Origin of the sequence: Mycobacterium sp. shizuoka-1 (assembly GCF_002723835.1) — a bacterium.
In the GTDB taxonomy this organism is placed as follows: domain Bacteria; phylum Actinomycetota; class Actinomycetes; order Mycobacteriales; family Mycobacteriaceae; genus Mycobacterium.
Genome location: NZ_BEWG01000133.1, coordinates 24,881 through 42,042, shown reverse-complemented (window position 1 = coordinate 42,042; position 17,162 = coordinate 24,881). Strand labels below are relative to the sequence as shown.

Sequence of the window (17,162 nt, the reverse complement as noted above, 5' to 3'; positions counted from 1 at the left end):
CGACGCCGATGCGCGGCTACCCCGGCTCACACCGGAGCGTCGACCAAAGAGGTTGTGCGGCGGGTCAATCGGACGTCCAGTCTTTCCAGTCCCCGCAGGGTGGGGTTTGTGCGCCACTGCGGCTGGCCGAGAATCTCGATCGCATCGACATGGTCGACGACTTCCCGGAGCACGGTGTGGCCCTCCAGCCGGGCCAGGTGTGCGCCGAGGCACAGGTGAACTCCAGACCCGAACGCGAGGTGCCCGGTCGGGTTTCGGTCGACGCGGAACTCGTCGGGATCGTCGAACTGGCGCGGGTCACGATTGGCCGCCCCCCACAGCAGCAAGACCCGCGACCCGGCGGGGATTGTGGCATTGCCCACGACGTAGTCAGAACGCGCCGTGCGGTAGAGACCCTGGATCGGGGAGTAGTAACGCAGCTGCTCTTCGATGGCGCTGGGAACGAGTTCGGGGCGAGCCTGAAGCAGGCGCAGCTGGTCGGGGTTGGCCGACAGCGTGAGAAACAGCGTGCCCAACATGTTGGTGGTCGTCTCGTTGCCGGCAAGCAATAACAGCATGGCGAAGAAGAACAGCTCGTCGTTGCTGAGTCGCCCGTCGTGGGCATTGGCCACGAGTCTGCCCAAAACGGTGTCCCCGTTGAGCAATTCACCTCGCTCGAGCTTTCCGGTGAAATAGTTGTGAAATTGGCCGACGGCCCGCATGCCGGCGGCCGCCTGCTTCAGCCCGGACAGCGACACATTCATCGACGCCAGTCGCACCGTCTCGTTGGACCATTCTTTGAACGCGGCCAGGTCGTCTCCGGCGATACCCAGGATGTGGGCGATGATCGCCGTGGGCAACGGCTCGGCGAGGGTCGTGACGACGTCTACCGAGTGATCGGCGAAAAGAGCGGCGGTGTGTTCGATGCAGAGGTTCTCGATCACCGCCTGCCAGGACTGCAGCGCTCCGCGGGTGAACGCGGGCTGGGCCTGCTTGCGCATCTCGGTATGCCGGGGCGGGTCCACCGTCAACAGCGAATCCGCGCGCAATCGGCTGTAGGCGATACCGTCAGCGCTGGACAAGATGTCGCAAGCCCGGGCGCCGGCCCGCACGTCCTCGTAGTGGCTGAGGATGAAGATGTCGCGACTGCGGTTGAAGTGAACCGGCGGTCCGGCCAACAGTTCCGGGTAATGGCGGTAGGGGTCCGCAGCCATCTCCGGATCGAGCGGATCGAACTCGGTGATCGCCACACCGGCGGGAATCTGCCGACGGTGAACCCGGCGGGTGATTATGTGCGCGGCATCAGCGGAGATTCCGGCCACCATCGTGGGAGCGAATGTCCTGATGAAGTTCAGCTTCGATCGAATCGGCACCTGCGGAGTTTAGGCACGCGATAGCTGACCGTGGACCGCAAAGAGTGAATCCGAGCGCGGCGTCACCTCGAGCCTGCTTCGCCGTTCGTGGTGGCCCGAACGACGTGGGATGAGATCTTCTCGTAGGTCGCGCGGGTGATCTCGGTAGCCGAGCTCATGATGTTGTAGCCATGGTCGACGCCGGGCGCCTCATAGTACTCAGCCAACGAGCCGGCGGTGTGGAGCTTTTCGGCGTAGAGCCGGGCCTCGTCGCGCAACCTGTCCTGTTCGGCGGTGATCACCAGCGCCGGTGCAATCCCGGCAAGGTTCCCCGCGTCGTCCCGCGCCGGCGAGGCCAGCCGATCGTGGCGGCGAGCGATATCGGGGATGTAGGCGGTGTCGAATACGGTCCCCATCCACGGCTTCAGCACCGCCCGTGCGCCGAGCGTCGAGGGCTTGTCTCGGGCGGGTGTGACCAGATCCAACGGTGCGTAGAACAACACCTGCAGTGCGACGTCGGGGCCACCGCGCTCCAGCGCCTGACGGGCCGCCGCGGCGGCGAGGTTGCCGCCCGCGCTCTGCCCACCGACGCACAGCTTCGTGCCGTCCCACTGCCGGTCGGCTTCGGCCGCCCAACAGACGATGTCGTAGATCTGCTGTGGCGCAGCGGGAAATCGGTGGTCGGGTGCCAACACATAGTCGGGGTTGACGACTGCGACGCCGGCATGGGCGGCGAGGTATCGACACCACGGATCGTCCTGCTCGGGGTGACCGACGACGAATCCGCCGCCGTGAATGTTGACGTACACCGGCGGTCGCTGCCGGCCGTGCGGCGGGTGGTAGATCGTTGCGGCGACGCCGCCGTACCGCGTCGGAATGGACACCGCCGAAGTCCGGCCGGGAATCTCGCTGAACCGCACCGCGGGCTTCGGCGCCGGGTTGACCGCCGCGGCGAACAGACGGGACAGCATGTCGGCGACGACGGGTTGGGACAGCAGCGATCTGGTCCGCAGGAATTTCGTGGGCATGGAGGGCTCCTCGAGGGTGCGGCGTCAGACCGCGATCGTTCCGCCGTCGACAGACCAGATGGCGCCGTGCACGTTGCCGGCGGTCGGCCCGGCGAGAAACACCACAGCACTGGCGACCTCGTCGACCGTGCTCATCCGGCCCGAGGGAATCCGAGCCAGGATCGGGGCGATCCCGTGGGCGAACTCCTCGCTGCGTTCGGTCGCGATCGGGCCCGGCGCGACGGCGTTGACGCGCACCCCTGACGGCCCGTACTCGGCGGCCCACGATTTGGTCAGCATGTGCACGCTGGCCTTGGTGGCACCGTAGAGCGCCGACCCCGCGGCGCCGTTGATGCCGGCGATGGAGCCGATGTTGATGATCGCGCCCTCGCCGCGGAGCGCCATCACCGGGGCGATCAGCCCGGTCAGCAGAAACGGCGTGAGGACGCCGACGCCGAACGCGGCGGTGATCTCCTCGGCGGTGACATCCGCGGTCGGGGCCGGTGCAGTGATGGTGGCGACGTTGTTCACCAGGATGTCCAGTCGACCGCCCGCGGCGTCGGTTGCCGTCGCCGCCAGCTCGCGAACGGCTTCGGGGCCGTCTGAAAAGTCCACCGGGACGAAAACCGCTCGCCCACCGTCGGATTCGATCCGGGCGACGACCTGCTCGCCGCGTGACCGAGTGCGTCCGGTGACCACGACCAGTGCGCCGGCCTCGGCGAGCGCAACGGCGATGCCGGCACCGAGACCGGACGTGGAGCCGGTGACCAGGGCGCTGCGCCCGGCCAGGGGTGATGAGTTCATCGGTGTGATCCATTCTCTCAGTTGGAGTACTTGGCGACGTCGGTGATTGCCGACGCGAACTGCTGGGGTGCCTCTTGAGGCACGTTGTGCCCGATACCGTCGAGAACGCGGTGCTCGTAGCGGCCGGTGTAGAGCGATCGGTATGCGCCGCCGTCCTTCGCTGCGCCATCGAAGTCGCTGCCGATCGTGATGGTGGGCACCGTGATCGGGGGACGGGCGGCCAGCAGCCTCTCGTCGGCGTCGTAGCGGGCCTCGCCGGGAGCGAGGCTCAGGCGCCAGCGATAGTTGTGGATGACGACATCGACGTGGCCGGGGTTGTCGAAGGCCGACGCGCTCAGATCGTAGGTGGCGTCGTCGAAGTGCCACAGCGGCGAGGCCTTGGTCCAGATGAGCCGGTTGAAATCCCTTGTGTTCTGCCGGTATCCGGCTTCCCCGCGCGGTGTGGCGAAGTAGTACTGGTACCACCAGCCGTACTCGGCCTGCGGTGGCAGCGGTGTGAGGTTGGCGGCCAGATCGACGGTGAGGTAGCCGCTGACCGCTACCAGGCCCGAAACCCGATGCGGCCACAGGGCTGCGACGTTGTTGGCGGTGCGGCCGCCCCAGTCGTATCCACCGATGATCGCGCGGGGAATGTCGAGCGCATCCATCAGTGCGACGGTGTCGTGTGCGAGGGCGGCTTGCTGACCGTTACACAGGGTGTCGGCGGACCGAAACCGCGTTGTACCGAAGCCGCGCAGGTACGGCACGATCACCCGAAAGCCCTGCGCGGCAAGGATCGCCGAGGCATCGGCGTAGCTGTGGATGTCGTAGGGCCAGCCGTGCAGCAGGATGACGGGACGCCCGTCGCGCGGCCCGGCCTCGACGTAGCCGACGTTGAGATCGCCGGCATCGATCTGGGTGACCGGCCCCAACGAATGCTTCGGCGCGGCCGGTGGCTGGGCCGGTGTCGACGCACACCCCGCCACCGTGAGGGCGCCTGCCGCCGCAGCCAGCAATCCGAAGCTTCGTCGGTTCACAGTCCGTGCTCCTTGCCGAGGATGTCTGCGGCGCGTTCGCCGATGACCACGCACGGAGCCATGGTGTTTCCCGTCGTGACCCGTGGCATGATCGAGCCGTCGGCGACCCGCAGCCCGTCGACTCCGTAGACCTTCAGCCGGGCGTCGACGACAGACATGGCGTCGCGACCCATTTTGGCCGTGCAGGTTTGGTGCCAGTAACTCGATGCGGCGTCGCGGACGAACCGTTCCAGCTCAGCACCTTTGAGATTTCCCGGCATGACCTCCCGCTTGGTGAATGGCCGCAATGGAGCGGAGTTCCCGATGTCCCGGCACAGCTCGACGGCGGCGACGGCAGCTTTGACGTCGTCCGGGTGAGAGAGCATGTTGGCGTGAATGTCGATCGGGTCGAGCGGGTCGGCCGACCGCAATGACAGGTGGCCGCGGCTCTTGGGGCGAACGACGCCGGCGAACAGAGTCCAGCCATGCTCAGGAAGGCCGAAGCGGGCAATGTTCTCGGCACTGGACTTGGGCACCTCGGCCTGGCAGGTCTGCAGGTCCGGCGTAGCCATACCGGGCGCGCTTGGCGCGAAGTACGTTGCCTCGGAGGCATTGTTGCGCGGTGCGGCGGGTTCGCGGTACTCCCACACACAGTCGAATCCGGGATGGTCCTGATAGTTGCGCCCCACGCCGGGCAGGTGCGCACGAACCGGGATGCCGACTCGGCGCAGCTCGGTCTCGTCACCGACACCCGAGTGCAGCAACACTTTCGGCGTGTGTATCGCGCCCAGCGACAGCACGACCTCGGTGGTCGCGGTGATGCGGTCCAGTCGGCCGCCGGACAGCACTTCGATGCCGGTGGCCCGTCCTCCGGCCAGGATGACCCGGGTCACCACAGCGCCGGTGAGGACACTGAGGTTGGGCTGCTGCAGAACCGGTGTCACATAGCTGCCGAAGACGGATTGGCGCCGACCGTCGCGTACGCGGATATCGGTGATCGCGGCACCGGCGGTATGCTCCATCATCCGGCCGTTCTGATTGTCGAATGTGGGAATTCCGGCCGCGCGTGCGGCGGCGATCGTGGCCGGAGCCAACGGGTTCGGATTGGGTGCGGGCTCGACGTAGACCAGTCCACCGGTACCGCGGTAGTCCGGATCCGGATCACCGTGGAAATCCTCGATTCGCCGGTAGATATCCAGGACGGATTCATACCCCCAGTCGGCGTCGCCGGACTCGAAGGCGAAGAAGTCCCAGTCGGATTTGTGCCCGCGCGCCCACACCATGAGGTTGATACCCGACCCACCGCCGAGGACTCGGCCCATGGACAGCGGCACCGACCGCCCGTTGACATGACCGGACGGCGCCGCGGTGAATCCCCAGTCCCGTTCGCTCCCGAGATTGCGTGGCCACTGGCCGGCCGCGGTGACGCTGGGCACCTGATCGGTGCCGCCGGCTTCGACCAACAGCACCGAGACGGCGGGATTCTCAGCGAGGCGGCGGGCGACCACCGATCCAGAGGAACCTGCGCCGCACACGATGACGTCGTAAGTCGAGCGTGCAGCGGTGATGAAAGGCATGCCTCCATGACAGCCCAGTCGTCTTATCGAGTCCAACGATTGTTCTAGATAGAGATCATCTACAGAACAGATAGGATCGTGGTGTGGAGCTCCGCCAGATCGAGCACTTCGTCGCCGTGGCCGACGAACTGAGCTTCACCCGAGCCGCCGGACGGGTGCACGTGGTGCAGTCGGCGTTGTCCACATCAGTCGCGAAGCTGGAACGGGAACTCGGTATCGCACTCTTCGATCGGACCCGCCAGCAGATCCGCCTCACCGCGGCCGGCGAACGTTTCCGCACTCACGCCTACGAGGTGCTTCGGGCCAGTCGGACAGCTGTCGAGTCGATCAGCGAATTCCGTGGAACACTCTCGGGCACAGTCGAATTCGGATCACTGATCTCATTCGGGCCAATGGATGTCGCCAGTGCGCTCGGTAAATTTCATCGCGAACACCCATTCGTCCAGTTGCGGTTGCGCCTGAGTCAGTCGGGGGCGTCGTCGTACCTGTCTGCCCTCGTGGAGGGCTCACTCGACGTCGCGCTGGTCTCGGTGCCGGAACGTTTCCCGCCCCAGTTGGAGATGCGCCTGTTGTTCGAGGAGCCGATGGTGCTCGTCTGCCGCCCGGACCACCCGCTGGCCACCGGTGGGCCGGTACGGCTGCCTGACGTCGCCGCCGACGACCTGGTCGGATTCCCGCCGGGATTCGGCTTGCGTCGGCTGATGGACGACGCCTTTCACGCTGCCGGCGTTGAGGCACGTACGCAATACGAGGTCCCCGCCGGGTTCGCCGCCATCGCCGAACTGGTCGCCAACGGACTCGGAATCGCCTTCGTGCCGGCGTCGGAAGCTCGGCGATTGGGCGACCTGCGCGCGATCGAACTCGCCGACCGGGTGCTCTGGCAGGTCTACCTCGCCGCCCTTCCGGTTGATCGGCTGACTCCCGCGGCTGCCCGCCTGGCCGACGCTCTGCTGGATGCGGCTGCTGCCGTGCGCCCGCAGTAGCTCCCGGCACCGGGCACGATGGAGCCCATGGACGTCGTGGTGGTCGGCGCCGGACCTGCCGGCATGGCGTTGGCGGCCGCGTGCGGACAGCGCGGGCTGACGGTCGGCCTGGTCGATCCGAACCCGGACCGGCCCTGGGTGGCCACCTACGGGATGTGGGCCCCGGAGCTGCCCGCCGACCTGCCGGACTCGGTGGTCGCGGCCCGTGCCGCCGGGCGGGCGATCGCGCTGACCGAACACCGCCTGGGCTGGGAGTACGCGATCCTGGACGTGGATGCGCTGCGCGCCCATCTGGCCGGCCAGTTCAGCGGAGTGACCGTGTACACCGGCCGGGCGGTCCGCTCGCCCGAGCCGGGAGTCGTGCAACTGGCCGACGGCTCATCGCTGCGGGGCTCGGTGGTCGTGGATGCCGCGGGGCGGTGGCGCCCGCTGGATCCCATCCGCTCGCCGCGGGTACCGGCCGAACAGACCGCCTACGGCGTCATCCTCGACGACGAGACGGTCTCCGAGCTGGTCGCTCCTGGCGACGCGCTGTTCATGGACTGGCGGCCCGACCACGGCGAATCCGGCTGGCCGACGTTCGTCTACGTCGTCCCGCTGGGCGGCGGCAAGGTGCTGGTGGAGGAGACCTCCCTGGCGCGCCGCCCCGGGCTGCCGCTGGCGACCCTGCGTCGCCGGCTCCATGCCCGGCTCAAGCACCATGGCATCGCGCCTCCCGACCACGCCCCGACGGAGAAGGTGTCCTTCCGAGTCGACCACCCGCGCCACGCGGGCTCGGGTGCCCTCGGGTTCGGCGCGGCGGCGCCGCTGATCCACCCGGCCAGCGGATTCAGCGTGGCCGCGTCTCTGCAGCTGGCGCCCCGGGTGGCCGCAGCACTGGCCGAACACCTGCCCGGCCGGCCGGACCGGGCGCTCGCGGCGGCGCAGGAGACGGTGTGGTCACCCGCCGCCAAGCTGATCCACCGCGTGCGGGGGATCGGGCTGGAAGCCCTGCTGCGCATGCCGGCCGCTGAGGTTCCCGGTTTCTTCGAGCAGTTCTTCGCGCTACCGGACGCCCAGCGCTGGGCCTACCTCACCGCCCGCGACGACGTCGGCGGCACCCTGGCAGCGATGGCCGGGCTGTTCCGCGAGTCGGACTGGCGCCTGCGCCGCCGGCTTGTCCTGCCGGCGCTCATGCGCCCGCTGCGCACGAACGACGACGGGCCACCGCCAAACTGACAACAGTCGTTGCCAGTTAGTCACGCCCGCGATAGCGTTCGCTTCATGACGGTGACTGGTGAGCGTCCGGACATCCTCCTCGAGGATGTCGACTTCAATCGCCGCGACCATCCGGACCGGCCGCTGCGGCCGATTCCGCCGGGGCGGGACTACTTCGCCGACCAGTGGCGCCAGATGCGCGAATTCATGTTCGGCGGCTGGATCGACATCGACAAAGAGGTCGAACCCAGCGACCTCACCCGGTTGCGCGACGACTATTTCTGGCAGCGTGACGAATACATGATCGGCGCGGTCGAAGCCTTCGAGCGCCTCGGCCACGAGCGGGGCCGCGCCCTGTTCGAGCAGGCGCTGACCCAGGGCATCGACACGCTCGAGGATCCGCCGCAGGAGTTCGTCGATCTCTTCGACCATCTCGATTCGCTACCGGCACAGTTCGATCTGGCCTCCGCCGAGCGGGGCCGGATGCTGGCGATGTCGGCCACCTGGGCCGCCACCACGATCATTCGCTCGTGGGCGTTCTACGAGACCGCGATGACCGGCGACATCTCCGCGGCCACCGGCGCCACCGGCCGATTCGCCGACGACGGCCCGCGCCGGTTCATCGAAACCGCACGGGTGTTCGCCGAATTCACCCTTCCTGACATCTTCGACCGGCAGTCGGCGGCGTTCCAGGATGTGGTGCGGGTTCGGTTGATGCACGCACTGGCCAGCCGGGGACTCCGGCGCAAGTGGGGCGACGAGCTCTACCTCAAGTTCGGCGAACCGATTCCCGTGACGTCGCTGCTGGGGTTCGGCAGCGGCATGCTGCTCGGCCGGCTCGTCGACCACGCCTTCGGCCGCAAGCTGACACCGGACCAGCTCGAGGACCTCGCCGAATACTCGTCGTTCTCCGGGCGACTGTGGGGCGCACCGGTGCTGCTGCACTCTGCCAACGGCATTGAGCTGATCAAATCGCTGAATTATGTTCTGGCCAGGGGTGGTAACCCGTCGCCGTGGCGTGCCGAGCTGGTCGATGCCATCGCCGGACCGGCGCACCTGACCACCCTGACCGAAGCCCTGCCCGGTTGGGTCCGCGCCCTGGTGGCCCGGCACGTGAACCAGCTCACGGCGAGTATCGCGCTGGCCCCGGCCGGCGTGGTCTACGGATACCAGCAGATCGAAGCCATGGTGGCAGGCACACTCTTCGAACCCCTCGGGTACAACTTCGAGCGCCGGGCGCGGTACTTCGCACATCTGACCCGGCTCAACGTGGGCATCGCCATGGTGTCCGACCGACTGCCCTGGTCGAACCCGATCCGGGAGCGCCGGAAGAAGAGCGGCGCAGCCGCGCGCGAGCGAGTTGCCATGCTGGACAAGATCGCTCGTGGTCGGCAGATCCCGGCAACCTACACCCACCACGACCGGTCGACGACGGGGGAGGGCTTCACCGGCTAGCCGTACTACCATCGAAGTTCATGACGGACGGTGCACCTCAACCGGCGCAGGACGGTGAGATCCCCCCGCTCGACGTCGTTGGCTCGGGAATTCTCCCCCCGGTCGAGGACAGGGTGCGTCGGCGATTCTGGTGGCTCGAGCGGTTCGCGCCTTGGTTGGGATCGCGGTGGGCGGTCGAATTATGGTGTACCCCACCGGTTCTCGAGTCAGCTCTGCGCATGCCGCCGGGTGTGCCGCCAGGCAGGCCGATCGAAGCGTGGTGGGACGGACATCGGGTCGCCGGTGAGGAATGGGGGCAGGGACCGCCGATCTACCTGGTGCACGGTTGGGGCGGGCAGCGCCCGCATTTGGCGATGTTCGTCAAACCGCTGGTTGAGGCGGGTTATCGGGTCGTCGCATTCGACTTGCCCAGCCACAACGAATCCGATCCGGGTGAGCTCGCTCCGGGGCGCACCACAGCCACCGAGTGCGCCGACGCGATTGCAGCCGTGATCGAGACCCATGGGCCCGCCCACGCGGTGGTCGCTCACTCGCTGGGCGCGAACGCGACCGCATTGGCGGCAGCGCAGGGCGCACCGGTAGGACGCCTGGTCTTCTTCGCGCCGATGGCCGATTTTCCGCTCTATCTCGATCTGTTCGCCGCACGTCATGGCTTCGGCCGCCGTATTCGCGCCGGGCTACACCGCCGTCTGGAAAAACGCATTGCCATGCCGCTGCACGAGACCAACATGACCCGAGTCGGCCGACGAGCCGACTACCCTCCGCTGCTTCTCATCCACGACCCCGACGACCCCGACAGCCCGTATGCCGCCACCGCCCGACTGGCCGCATCGTGGCAAGGCGCACGGCTCCTGACCACGCGAGGCCTCGGCCGACTGGCTCACTACCGGGTCCTGCGGCACCGCCCTGCCATCACCGCCGGGGTGGAGTTCATCGGTGACCCCACTGACTAGCCGGCCGGTGTGACGTCGCTTCCCGAGCCCTTGATCGACGCCTTCGCGCGATTCTCGGCCCGCACGGCCCTGGTGCCGCGCACGTAGCCGGTCGCCGAGATCGACGCCGCCAGCAGGGCGTCCTCACCCTTGACGAACGGATGGAAGCCGACACCGCCGCCGCCACGGCCCTTGACCGGGATGTCGGCGACTTCGGTGACCTTCCAACTCTTTTCCGACACTGACAAGATGGCCTCGCCGTTGCCGCAGGACACCGGCAGCGCCGCGATCACCTCGTCACCGTCGCCGGCCAGCTTCACCCCGGCGACCCCGTTGCCCGCGGCGCCCTGCGGGTTCACCACGGCCGGATCGATCCGCAGAACCTTGCCCCGCCGGGTCACCAGGGCCAGGTGATAGCCGGGTGGAAGCACCCCGGAGCGCACCAGCCCGGTGATGTCCGGCGCCACCGGAATGTCCCGGATCTTGAAGGGCAGACCGTTGCCGGTGGTGAATTTCACCCGGCCGTCGGTCCACACCGCCCAGCCGAGACCGGAGGTGAGCAACTCTCCGTGACTGTCGGAGAACACCCCGCGATCGTCCAGCCGCCAGGCGGTGTTGACCTTGCGTTCCCGCGCACCGTCCTCGTCGGCGGCCGACGTCACCGGGGTGGCCTCGGCATCCAGCAACGTCCGGCGGTCGAACTCCGGGCCCTTGAACAGCTTGGCGGTCTCCACGAGCTCAGCGTCGATCACCGTCCGGCGCGCGTCGGGATTGGACACCAGCTCGGTCAACTCCGCGAACTCGGCGTCCAGCTTCTCGGCTTCGGCGCGCAGCTCGATGACGTCGAGCTTGGTCAGCCGGCGAAGTTGCAGCGCCAGAACGTAATCGGCCTGCACGGCGTCGATCGAAAACCGCTCCTGCAGGCCCGTGCGCGCTTCGTCGACGGTGTCGGAACCCCGGATCACCGCGACCGCGGCATCGATGTCGAGGTGGATCGTCATCAGGCCGGCCACCAGATGCCTGCGCGCGGTGACCTTCTCGAGTCGGTATTCGCTGCGGTGCAGCACCACCGAGTCACGCAGCGACAGGAACGCCGCGATCAGCTCGCGCACCGACCACCAGCGTGGCACCCGATTCTCGTCGAGCGCGACCAGGCTGGCGGCGAAGGTCGACTCCAGCGGGGTCAGGGCGAGGAGCTGTTCGCGGATCTGCTCGGCGCTGTGGCCACGCTTGGCGGTCACCACGATGCGTAGCCCGTTGCGTCGGTCGGTGAGGTCCGACATGTCCGCGACACCGGACATCTCGCCGGACTCGACGAGCGCCCGGATCCGTTCCTGCACAGTGTTGCTCGCGACACCGGGCGGTAGCTCGGTGATCACGCAGTTCTTGCCGTCGACGCTGACCGTGCCGCGCACGGTGAACGCCCCCCGACCGGTGGTGATGTACTCGCGCAGACCCGCTGTGCCGACCACGGTGGCCCCGCAGCCCCAGTCGGGGCCGGGGATCAGTTTCACCAGCCGGTCGTCGGTCATGTTCGGCGTCTTCAGCAGCGCCCGGCAGGCGGCCATCACCTCGCGGGGGTTGTGCGCGGGCACCTTGGTGGCCCAACCCTCGGCGATGCCGACCGCGCCGTTGCACAGCAGCACCGGCCACTGGGCAGGCAGCATCGTCGGCTCGGTCCATTCCCCGTCGAAGGTCGGGACCATCGGCACGGCGTGGTCGTCGAGTTCGGCGGTCAGCGCCGCGCCGGGGGCCGACAACCGCATCTCGGTATACCGGTCGGCGGCGGGGATATCGCCCTGGATGCGCGGGAAGGCACCCTGTCCGTCAATGACTTTCACACGCTGGAACTCGGCGGCCATCAGCGCCGCGGCACCGTACATCGACGCACCGCCGTGGGGGTGCAGATTGCCGGTGACCGCCGAGCACACCTTCGAGGACTTCTGCGGCTTGTTGCCGGGCAGCAGCCGCGAGTCGTGCATCTGGTAGAGCAGACGCCGTTGGCCGGGCTTGAGGCCGTCGAACGCGGACGGGATGGCGCGGTCGCTCACGCTGTAGAGCGCGAACGTCAGCTGGTAGTGGTTCCAGTAGTCGTCGGCGCTCTGCTCGAGCACCAGATCGGGATTCTGCTCGGGAACATCCAAGGTGGCGGTCACGGTGTTTTCCTACGTCCTAGTCGAGGTCCAGCGCCGAGGTGTCGACACGGGAGGCGATGTCGGCCATCCACGTGCGCCGGCCCTCGGGCGGTCCGCCGAACAACGTGTGGTGCAGTTTCTTGTCACTGTCGTCGGGATGGACCCGAATCACCGTGCGCCGCTGCGGGTCCAGCACGGTGTTCCAGAAATCGTCGGCATCCATCTCGCCGAGACCCTTGTTGCGCTGCACTTCCACCCGCTTCTTGGAGGTCGCCTTCAGCTGGGCCACCGCGGCGTCGCGCTCGGATTCGTCCTGGCAGTAGATCCGCTCGTCACCGTTCTTCACCACGAACAGCGGCGGCAGCGTCACGTACACCATCCCGGCTTCGACCAGCGGGCGGTAGAAGTCCAGGAACATCGAGATCAGGCTGGAGTTGATGTTGCCGCCATCGGGATCGGCGTCGGAAGCGAACAGGATCCGGTCGTAGCGGCACTGCTCCGGGTCGCAGTTGTCCCGCACCCCGCAGCCCAGAATGCGTTCGATCGAGTCGAACTCGTCCTTGCCGCGGGCCTTGCTCAGCGCGAACCCGTAGACGTTGGGCGGCTTGCCTTTCAGTGGAAACGCGGCTTGGAAAGTGGCATCGCGTGCGGCCTTGATGGTGCCCAGCGCCGAATCGCCCTCGCAGAGGAACAGTTCGGCGCCCGACCCGCGGCCGGTCTCCCTGCTGGGCAGCAGCTTTGGCGGCAGCGACAGGTTCGTCCCGAGCCCCTTGGCCTTGGATGCTGCCCGCGATCGTGCCTTGGCGCCCTCGGCGCTGCGGCGGGCCCGCGCGAATTCGAGCGCCAGCTTCGTCCAGAGCGACACGGCGTCGCCGTTGGCCGGGTTGGCCGCCCAGACGGTGACGCTGCGGGCTACGTCCGGTGCCATCGCGACGTTCAGTGACCGGGACGACACCGCGGTCTTGGCTTGGGAGTCCCACGACACGTCGGGCGCGCGGGTATCCACCGCCAGCGCGGTGACCGCCGCGAAATCCTGTGCCTCCGGGCCTTCTTCACCCTTGGCCAGGCCGAGGTCGCGAATGCGGGAGGCGCGGTCGGCCAGCGCCTCGGAGAACCCCTTCACCGCGGCGGTCAGGTGCGACCCGCCGCCGGGGGTGCGCACGGTGTTGCAGAACGCGGCCACCGTCGCAGGCTCGGCCGGACCCGCGGTCAGCGACCAGCGGAAGGGCGTCGGGCCGCGGCCGGTGGTGTACTCGCCGCGACCCTCCACGACCGCGCGCACGGCCGGCGTCGGGGTGCCGGCCGCCGTGCACATCAGGTCCAGCAGCGTGTCGGTACCCCACGGACCGCTGAACGGCTCGAGCAAAGCCGCCGGAATCTGCTCGCCGGGCCAGCCTTCGTCGACGACGACGAGGTGCACGCCCGGCGACATCCGCGCCGCGGCGTGGGCGCGCAGCAGCACCTCGCCGATGTCGACGGTGGAATCCGGCACGACGGCGGGGTCGAACAGGATGCGTACTTCCGTGCCTTGGGCGTCGGGCTTGCGGTTGCCGACCCCGCGCAGCTTCTGCGTGTCGGACCGGGTGAACGGCGCGTTCGGGTCGAAGTCCTTGCCCTCGAACACGCCGGGGTAGCCCGCCCCGAAGCTCTGCAGGTAGGTCTTGCCGGCCCGGCGGACCGTCACGTCGGTGCGGGCGGAGATGAAGACCGCTGCGGCGGCACCGATTCCGTTCAAGCCGGCCCCGGTGCTGGTGGCGTCGGTGTGCGCGGAGAATTTGCCGCCGGCGCGGGCGGTGCCCAGCGTCTTGACGATGCCGTTCTTCCCGGTCGTCGGATCGGTGTCGACGGGCAGGCCGCGGCCGTCGTCGGCGACGCTGACCGATCCGTCGGCGTGCAGGGTGATCGTGACGGTCGATCCGCCGTGGCTGGGATCGGCCACCTCTTCGACCGCGTTGTCGATCAGCTCGCGTAAGGCGGTGTTCAGGACGTCCAGACCGAGGTTGACCGCCGGCCGCAGTCGGGTGTGCTGGACATCGTCGAGCTCAGTGATGTCCGCGGCGGTGTAACTCACGTCTCGTCCTTTCCATCCGGTGCGCAGGCGCCGGTGGAATGGTAAACGGCCGGTGTGACCTTCTGGTGTATCCGCAGCTCAAGGCGGGGTCAGCCGGGCGCGTCCCGGTGCTGCGGCGCCGTGTCACCGCGCGGTACGACCTCAATACCGTTGCCCGTCAATGTCTGGCCGCAGTGATCGCAGGCCAGCTGGGGAATGAAGGCCTGGTGGCACGCCCGGTGGGTCAACACCAGGGCGGGACCTTCGGCGCCGCGGTAATGGGTGTGCGCCCAATCGATCGCGGTGGCCACGACGGGGTAGAACGCCAGCCCCTTGGGGGTGAGGTGGTATTCCGACCAGTCGGCGCGCTGGGGGTGGGCGGCGGCCTGCAGAATTCCGATGTCGCAGAAGAGTTTCAGGCGGTCAGCGACGAGGGCGGCCGGTGCCTTGAGGCGGGCCTGGAAGTCGCTGAACCGCCGGGTGCCCAGGAAAGCCGCCCCGAGGATCGCCGCCGACCAGCGATTGCCGAAGATCGCCATGGTCTGCGGGAACATTCCGGGCGCTCCGGAGTCGGCGGTGCGCAGCCGCTTGCGGGTGGTCGCCTGGGGTACCGACCGCGCCCAGCCGCCGCTGGGACCCCAACGTGCCTCGATGTCGAGTGCGTCGGTCGGCGCGTGGCAGTGCTCACATCGCAGGATCGGAGCGAAGTCCTGTCCGCAGCTTCGGTGGCGCATCAGGGGCAACTCGTCGCTGCGGTCGTGCACCCAGGTGCGCTCCCACTGCCAGATCGAGATCAGCACCGGCCACAGCTGCCGGCATTCGGCGGTGGGCAGGTAGCCCGCGCGCAGCGGTTGCTGCTGGTAGATCTGCCGGTCCAGCAGTCCGTCCCGGACCATGGATCCAAGGCGCGAGGTGAGCACGGCATTGGAAATCGGCAGCCGGGCAAAGTCACTGAATTTCGTTGCCCCCAAGAGTGATTCGCGGACAATCAGTAGTGTCCACTCGTCGCCCAGCAGCGCGAGCATCCGCCCGATGGCATTGGTGTCACCGGGGTGCAGGTCGAACGCCGAGCCGGGCGCCGCGGGTACGGTCACTGCGGCTGGTGCCACTTGCGGAGTTCGGCACCGTCGACCCACGTGGAATGCGTTCCGCTGCAGATCCGTTCGGGCAGACGCAAGGTGCAGACCGGGCCGTCGCCGGGACGAGCGGCATCGAGCACGACGCAGTAGGAGGCGTCGTCGTTCATGTCCATCGTGAACGTGACCAGGTAACCGTCGTCTTCACCGGTGGAGCCGACCCGCGGCGCCATCGGTGTCTCACTGGCGAAGACCCCGTCGCCGAAGCTGATCCGCTCTTCCGAGCCGGTCTGTAGGTCGTGTTTGACCAGGCCGTTGAACAGGAACTTGCCCGGCTCTCCGCTGGCGGCGTAGACGTAGCGGTAGTCGCGGGTCTGTAGGTCGCGATTGATCATCCCGAACTCGGTGAAGCCCTCGCTGAGCTGCTCTTCGGTGGCTTTGCCGGTGACAAGGTTGAAACGCCAACGGTGCAGCCGGGATTCGAACCCGTCGAGGGCGAGCCAGCGGAAGGCGGCTTCTTCCAGGGACCGTGCCCCCTTGGTCGACGGTGACGGGTTGTGCTGGAAGAACCCGTCCAGCACGATCTCGTCGCCGTCTTCGTAGGCATTGGTGAAGTGCAGGACATAGGTGGGGTCGGTCTCGAACCACATGATCTTCGACTGGTCACCCCGCCTGGGCACCACCGCGAAGCGCGACGGCAGATCCCGGAAGAACCGCGGAAGATGCAGATCGTGTTGCAGCAGTTCGGGATCCCAGAACAGGGGAAAGTCGTTGAAGATGGCGTAGTTCTCGGTGAACGCCATGTCGTGGGGCATGCGGGGTCCCGGCAGCTCCACATCGGTGAGGTGCAGCAGGTTGCCGTCTTTGTCGACCGTGCCGTAGCGCAGGTAGGGCGCCTGCTTGCTGTAGCTGAAGAACAGCAATTCACCGGTGACCGGGTCGACCTTGGGATGTGCCGAGACGCCCCACTCGGGGAACGCGCCGTTCCAGGTCTCCTTGCCCAGGGTCTCGACGGTGTAGGGATCGAGTTGGTAGAGATCGCCGCACATGAAGAAGCTGGTCAGTGCCTTACCGCGATGGACGATCACGTCGGTGCTCGACGCGTCTTTCATCCGCGTCCGCGCACCCCACCCGTCGGTGCGCAGCGCGTCCGTGGGGTTCTCGATGAAACCCGCCCACAGCGAACGGCCCGCCGCGTTGTCGGCCAGGAACCCGTCGGTGCGGACGAATCGATTGCGGTAGTTGGCTTTTCCGTTGGAAAACTCGATGCTGTGGAGCATTCCGTCGCCGTCGAAGGGATGGTAGTGCGCGATGGCCGGGTGCAGCGGGTTCTCGGTGAGCCGCAGATACACCCCGTCCAGGTCCTCGGGCACCCGACCCGCCACCACGGTCAGGTCGTCGGCGCGCCACTCGTTGCGCTGCGGGCGCCACGGACCGGTGCGATAGGGGTGGTCGTCGTCGGCCGGCAGCGTGGACGCGAAGGTCTGCAACAGTTCGGAGTTCATGATGTCTCCCCAGCTCGGATCCGCGGGACGGTGCCACCCCAAGCTAATTTTGGCAGAGTCACTCTGTCAACTGAATCATGTCCATAGTTTCTCCCGATACCGGGATGGGGAATGG

The 17,162-nt window shown here is 67.7% G+C and carries 13 protein-coding genes; 4 read left to right on the top strand and 9 right to left on the bottom strand.

Annotated features, from left to right (window positions below; translation table 11 throughout):
* Nucleotides 1-26: 26 nt before the first annotated feature.
* The 5 genes from MSZK_RS30635 to MSZK_RS30615 all read right to left on the bottom strand — a co-directional run bounded on the left by MSZK_RS30635 (nt 27) and on the right by MSZK_RS30615 (nt 5,714).
* The gene (locus tag MSZK_RS30635) at nt 27-1,352 is read right to left on the bottom strand and encodes a cytochrome P450 (protein ID WP_233211607.1); all 1,326 of its coding nucleotides are present in this window, start codon (nt 1,350-1,352) and stop codon (nt 27-29) included.
* Between the two features lie 62 nt (nt 1,353-1,414).
* The gene (locus MSZK_RS30630) at nt 1,415-2,251 is read right to left on the bottom strand and encodes an alpha/beta hydrolase (RefSeq protein WP_199203554.1); all 837 of its coding nucleotides are present in this window, start codon (nt 2,249-2,251) and stop codon (nt 1,415-1,417) included.
* Between the two features lie 132 nt (nt 2,252-2,383).
* Complete coding sequence (locus MSZK_RS30625) at nt 2,384-3,142, bottom strand: SDR family NAD(P)-dependent oxidoreductase (protein WP_099252277.1); 759 nt, start codon at nt 3,140-3,142, stop codon at nt 2,384-2,386.
* A 17-nt stretch (nt 3,143-3,159) separates the two neighbouring features.
* On the bottom strand, nt 3,160-4,158 hold the full coding sequence (locus MSZK_RS30620; RefSeq protein WP_099252276.1) for an alpha/beta fold hydrolase: 999 nt from the start codon (nt 4,156-4,158) through the stop codon (nt 3,160-3,162).
* Complete coding sequence (locus tag MSZK_RS30615; protein ID WP_099252275.1) at nt 4,155-5,714, bottom strand: GMC family oxidoreductase; 1,560 nt, start codon at nt 5,712-5,714, stop codon at nt 4,155-4,157. Before MSZK_RS30615 ends, MSZK_RS30620 begins: the two co-directional genes overlap by 4 nt.
* An 83-nt stretch (nt 5,715-5,797) precedes the next feature.
* Between MSZK_RS30615 and MSZK_RS30610 the strand changes: the two genes are divergently transcribed.
* Genes MSZK_RS30610 through MSZK_RS30595 form a run of 4 tightly spaced genes read left to right on the top strand, consistent with a single transcriptional unit; the run spans nt 5,798 to nt 10,302 of the window.
* Entirely contained in the window at nt 5,798-6,697 is a 900-nt protein-coding gene (locus tag MSZK_RS30610) for a LysR substrate-binding domain-containing protein (RefSeq protein ID WP_099252274.1), read from the top strand.
* 27 nt (nt 6,698-6,724) lie between these two features.
* Nucleotides 6,725-7,915 carry a lycopene cyclase family protein gene (locus MSZK_RS30605; RefSeq protein WP_233211606.1) on the top strand — a complete coding sequence of 397 codons (1,191 nt, stop codon included), beginning with the start codon at nt 6,725-6,727 and terminating at the stop codon, nt 7,913-7,915.
* Between the two features lie 45 nt (nt 7,916-7,960).
* Nucleotides 7,961-9,349 (top strand): oxygenase MpaB family protein, encoded by a 1,389-nt coding sequence (locus MSZK_RS30600; RefSeq protein ID WP_099252272.1) that lies wholly within the window; start codon nt 7,961-7,963, stop codon nt 9,347-9,349.
* Between the two features lie 20 nt (nt 9,350-9,369).
* Entirely contained in the window at nt 9,370-10,302 is a 933-nt protein-coding gene (locus MSZK_RS30595; RefSeq protein ID WP_099252271.1) for an alpha/beta fold hydrolase, read from the top strand.
* On the opposite strand, the gene MSZK_RS30590 is transcribed toward MSZK_RS30595, so the two are convergent.
* The 4 genes from MSZK_RS30590 to MSZK_RS30575 all read right to left on the bottom strand — a co-directional run bounded on the left by MSZK_RS30590 (nt 10,299) and on the right by MSZK_RS30575 (nt 17,047).
* Nucleotides 10,299-12,437: a DNA gyrase subunit A gene (locus MSZK_RS30590; protein ID WP_099252270.1), complete on the bottom strand. Its 2,139-nt coding sequence runs from the start codon at nt 12,435-12,437 to the stop codon at nt 10,299-10,301. The genes MSZK_RS30595 and MSZK_RS30590 overlap by 4 nt on opposite strands.
* Before the next feature lie 16 nt (nt 12,438-12,453).
* Nucleotides 12,454-14,487 carry a toprim domain-containing protein gene (locus MSZK_RS30585; RefSeq protein ID WP_099252269.1) on the bottom strand — a complete coding sequence of 678 codons (2,034 nt, stop codon included), beginning with the start codon at nt 14,485-14,487 and terminating at the stop codon, nt 12,454-12,456.
* Nucleotides 14,488-14,576: 89 nt separating this feature from the next.
* A complete protein-coding gene (locus tag MSZK_RS30580) occupies nt 14,577-15,491 on the bottom strand; it encodes a helix-turn-helix domain-containing protein (RefSeq protein WP_099252293.1) in 915 nt (304 codons plus the stop codon).
* Between the two features lie 65 nt (nt 15,492-15,556).
* Entirely contained in the window at nt 15,557-17,047 is a 1,491-nt protein-coding gene (locus MSZK_RS30575) for a carotenoid oxygenase family protein (RefSeq protein WP_099252268.1), read from the bottom strand.
* Between the last annotated feature and the right edge of the window lie 115 nt (nt 17,048-17,162).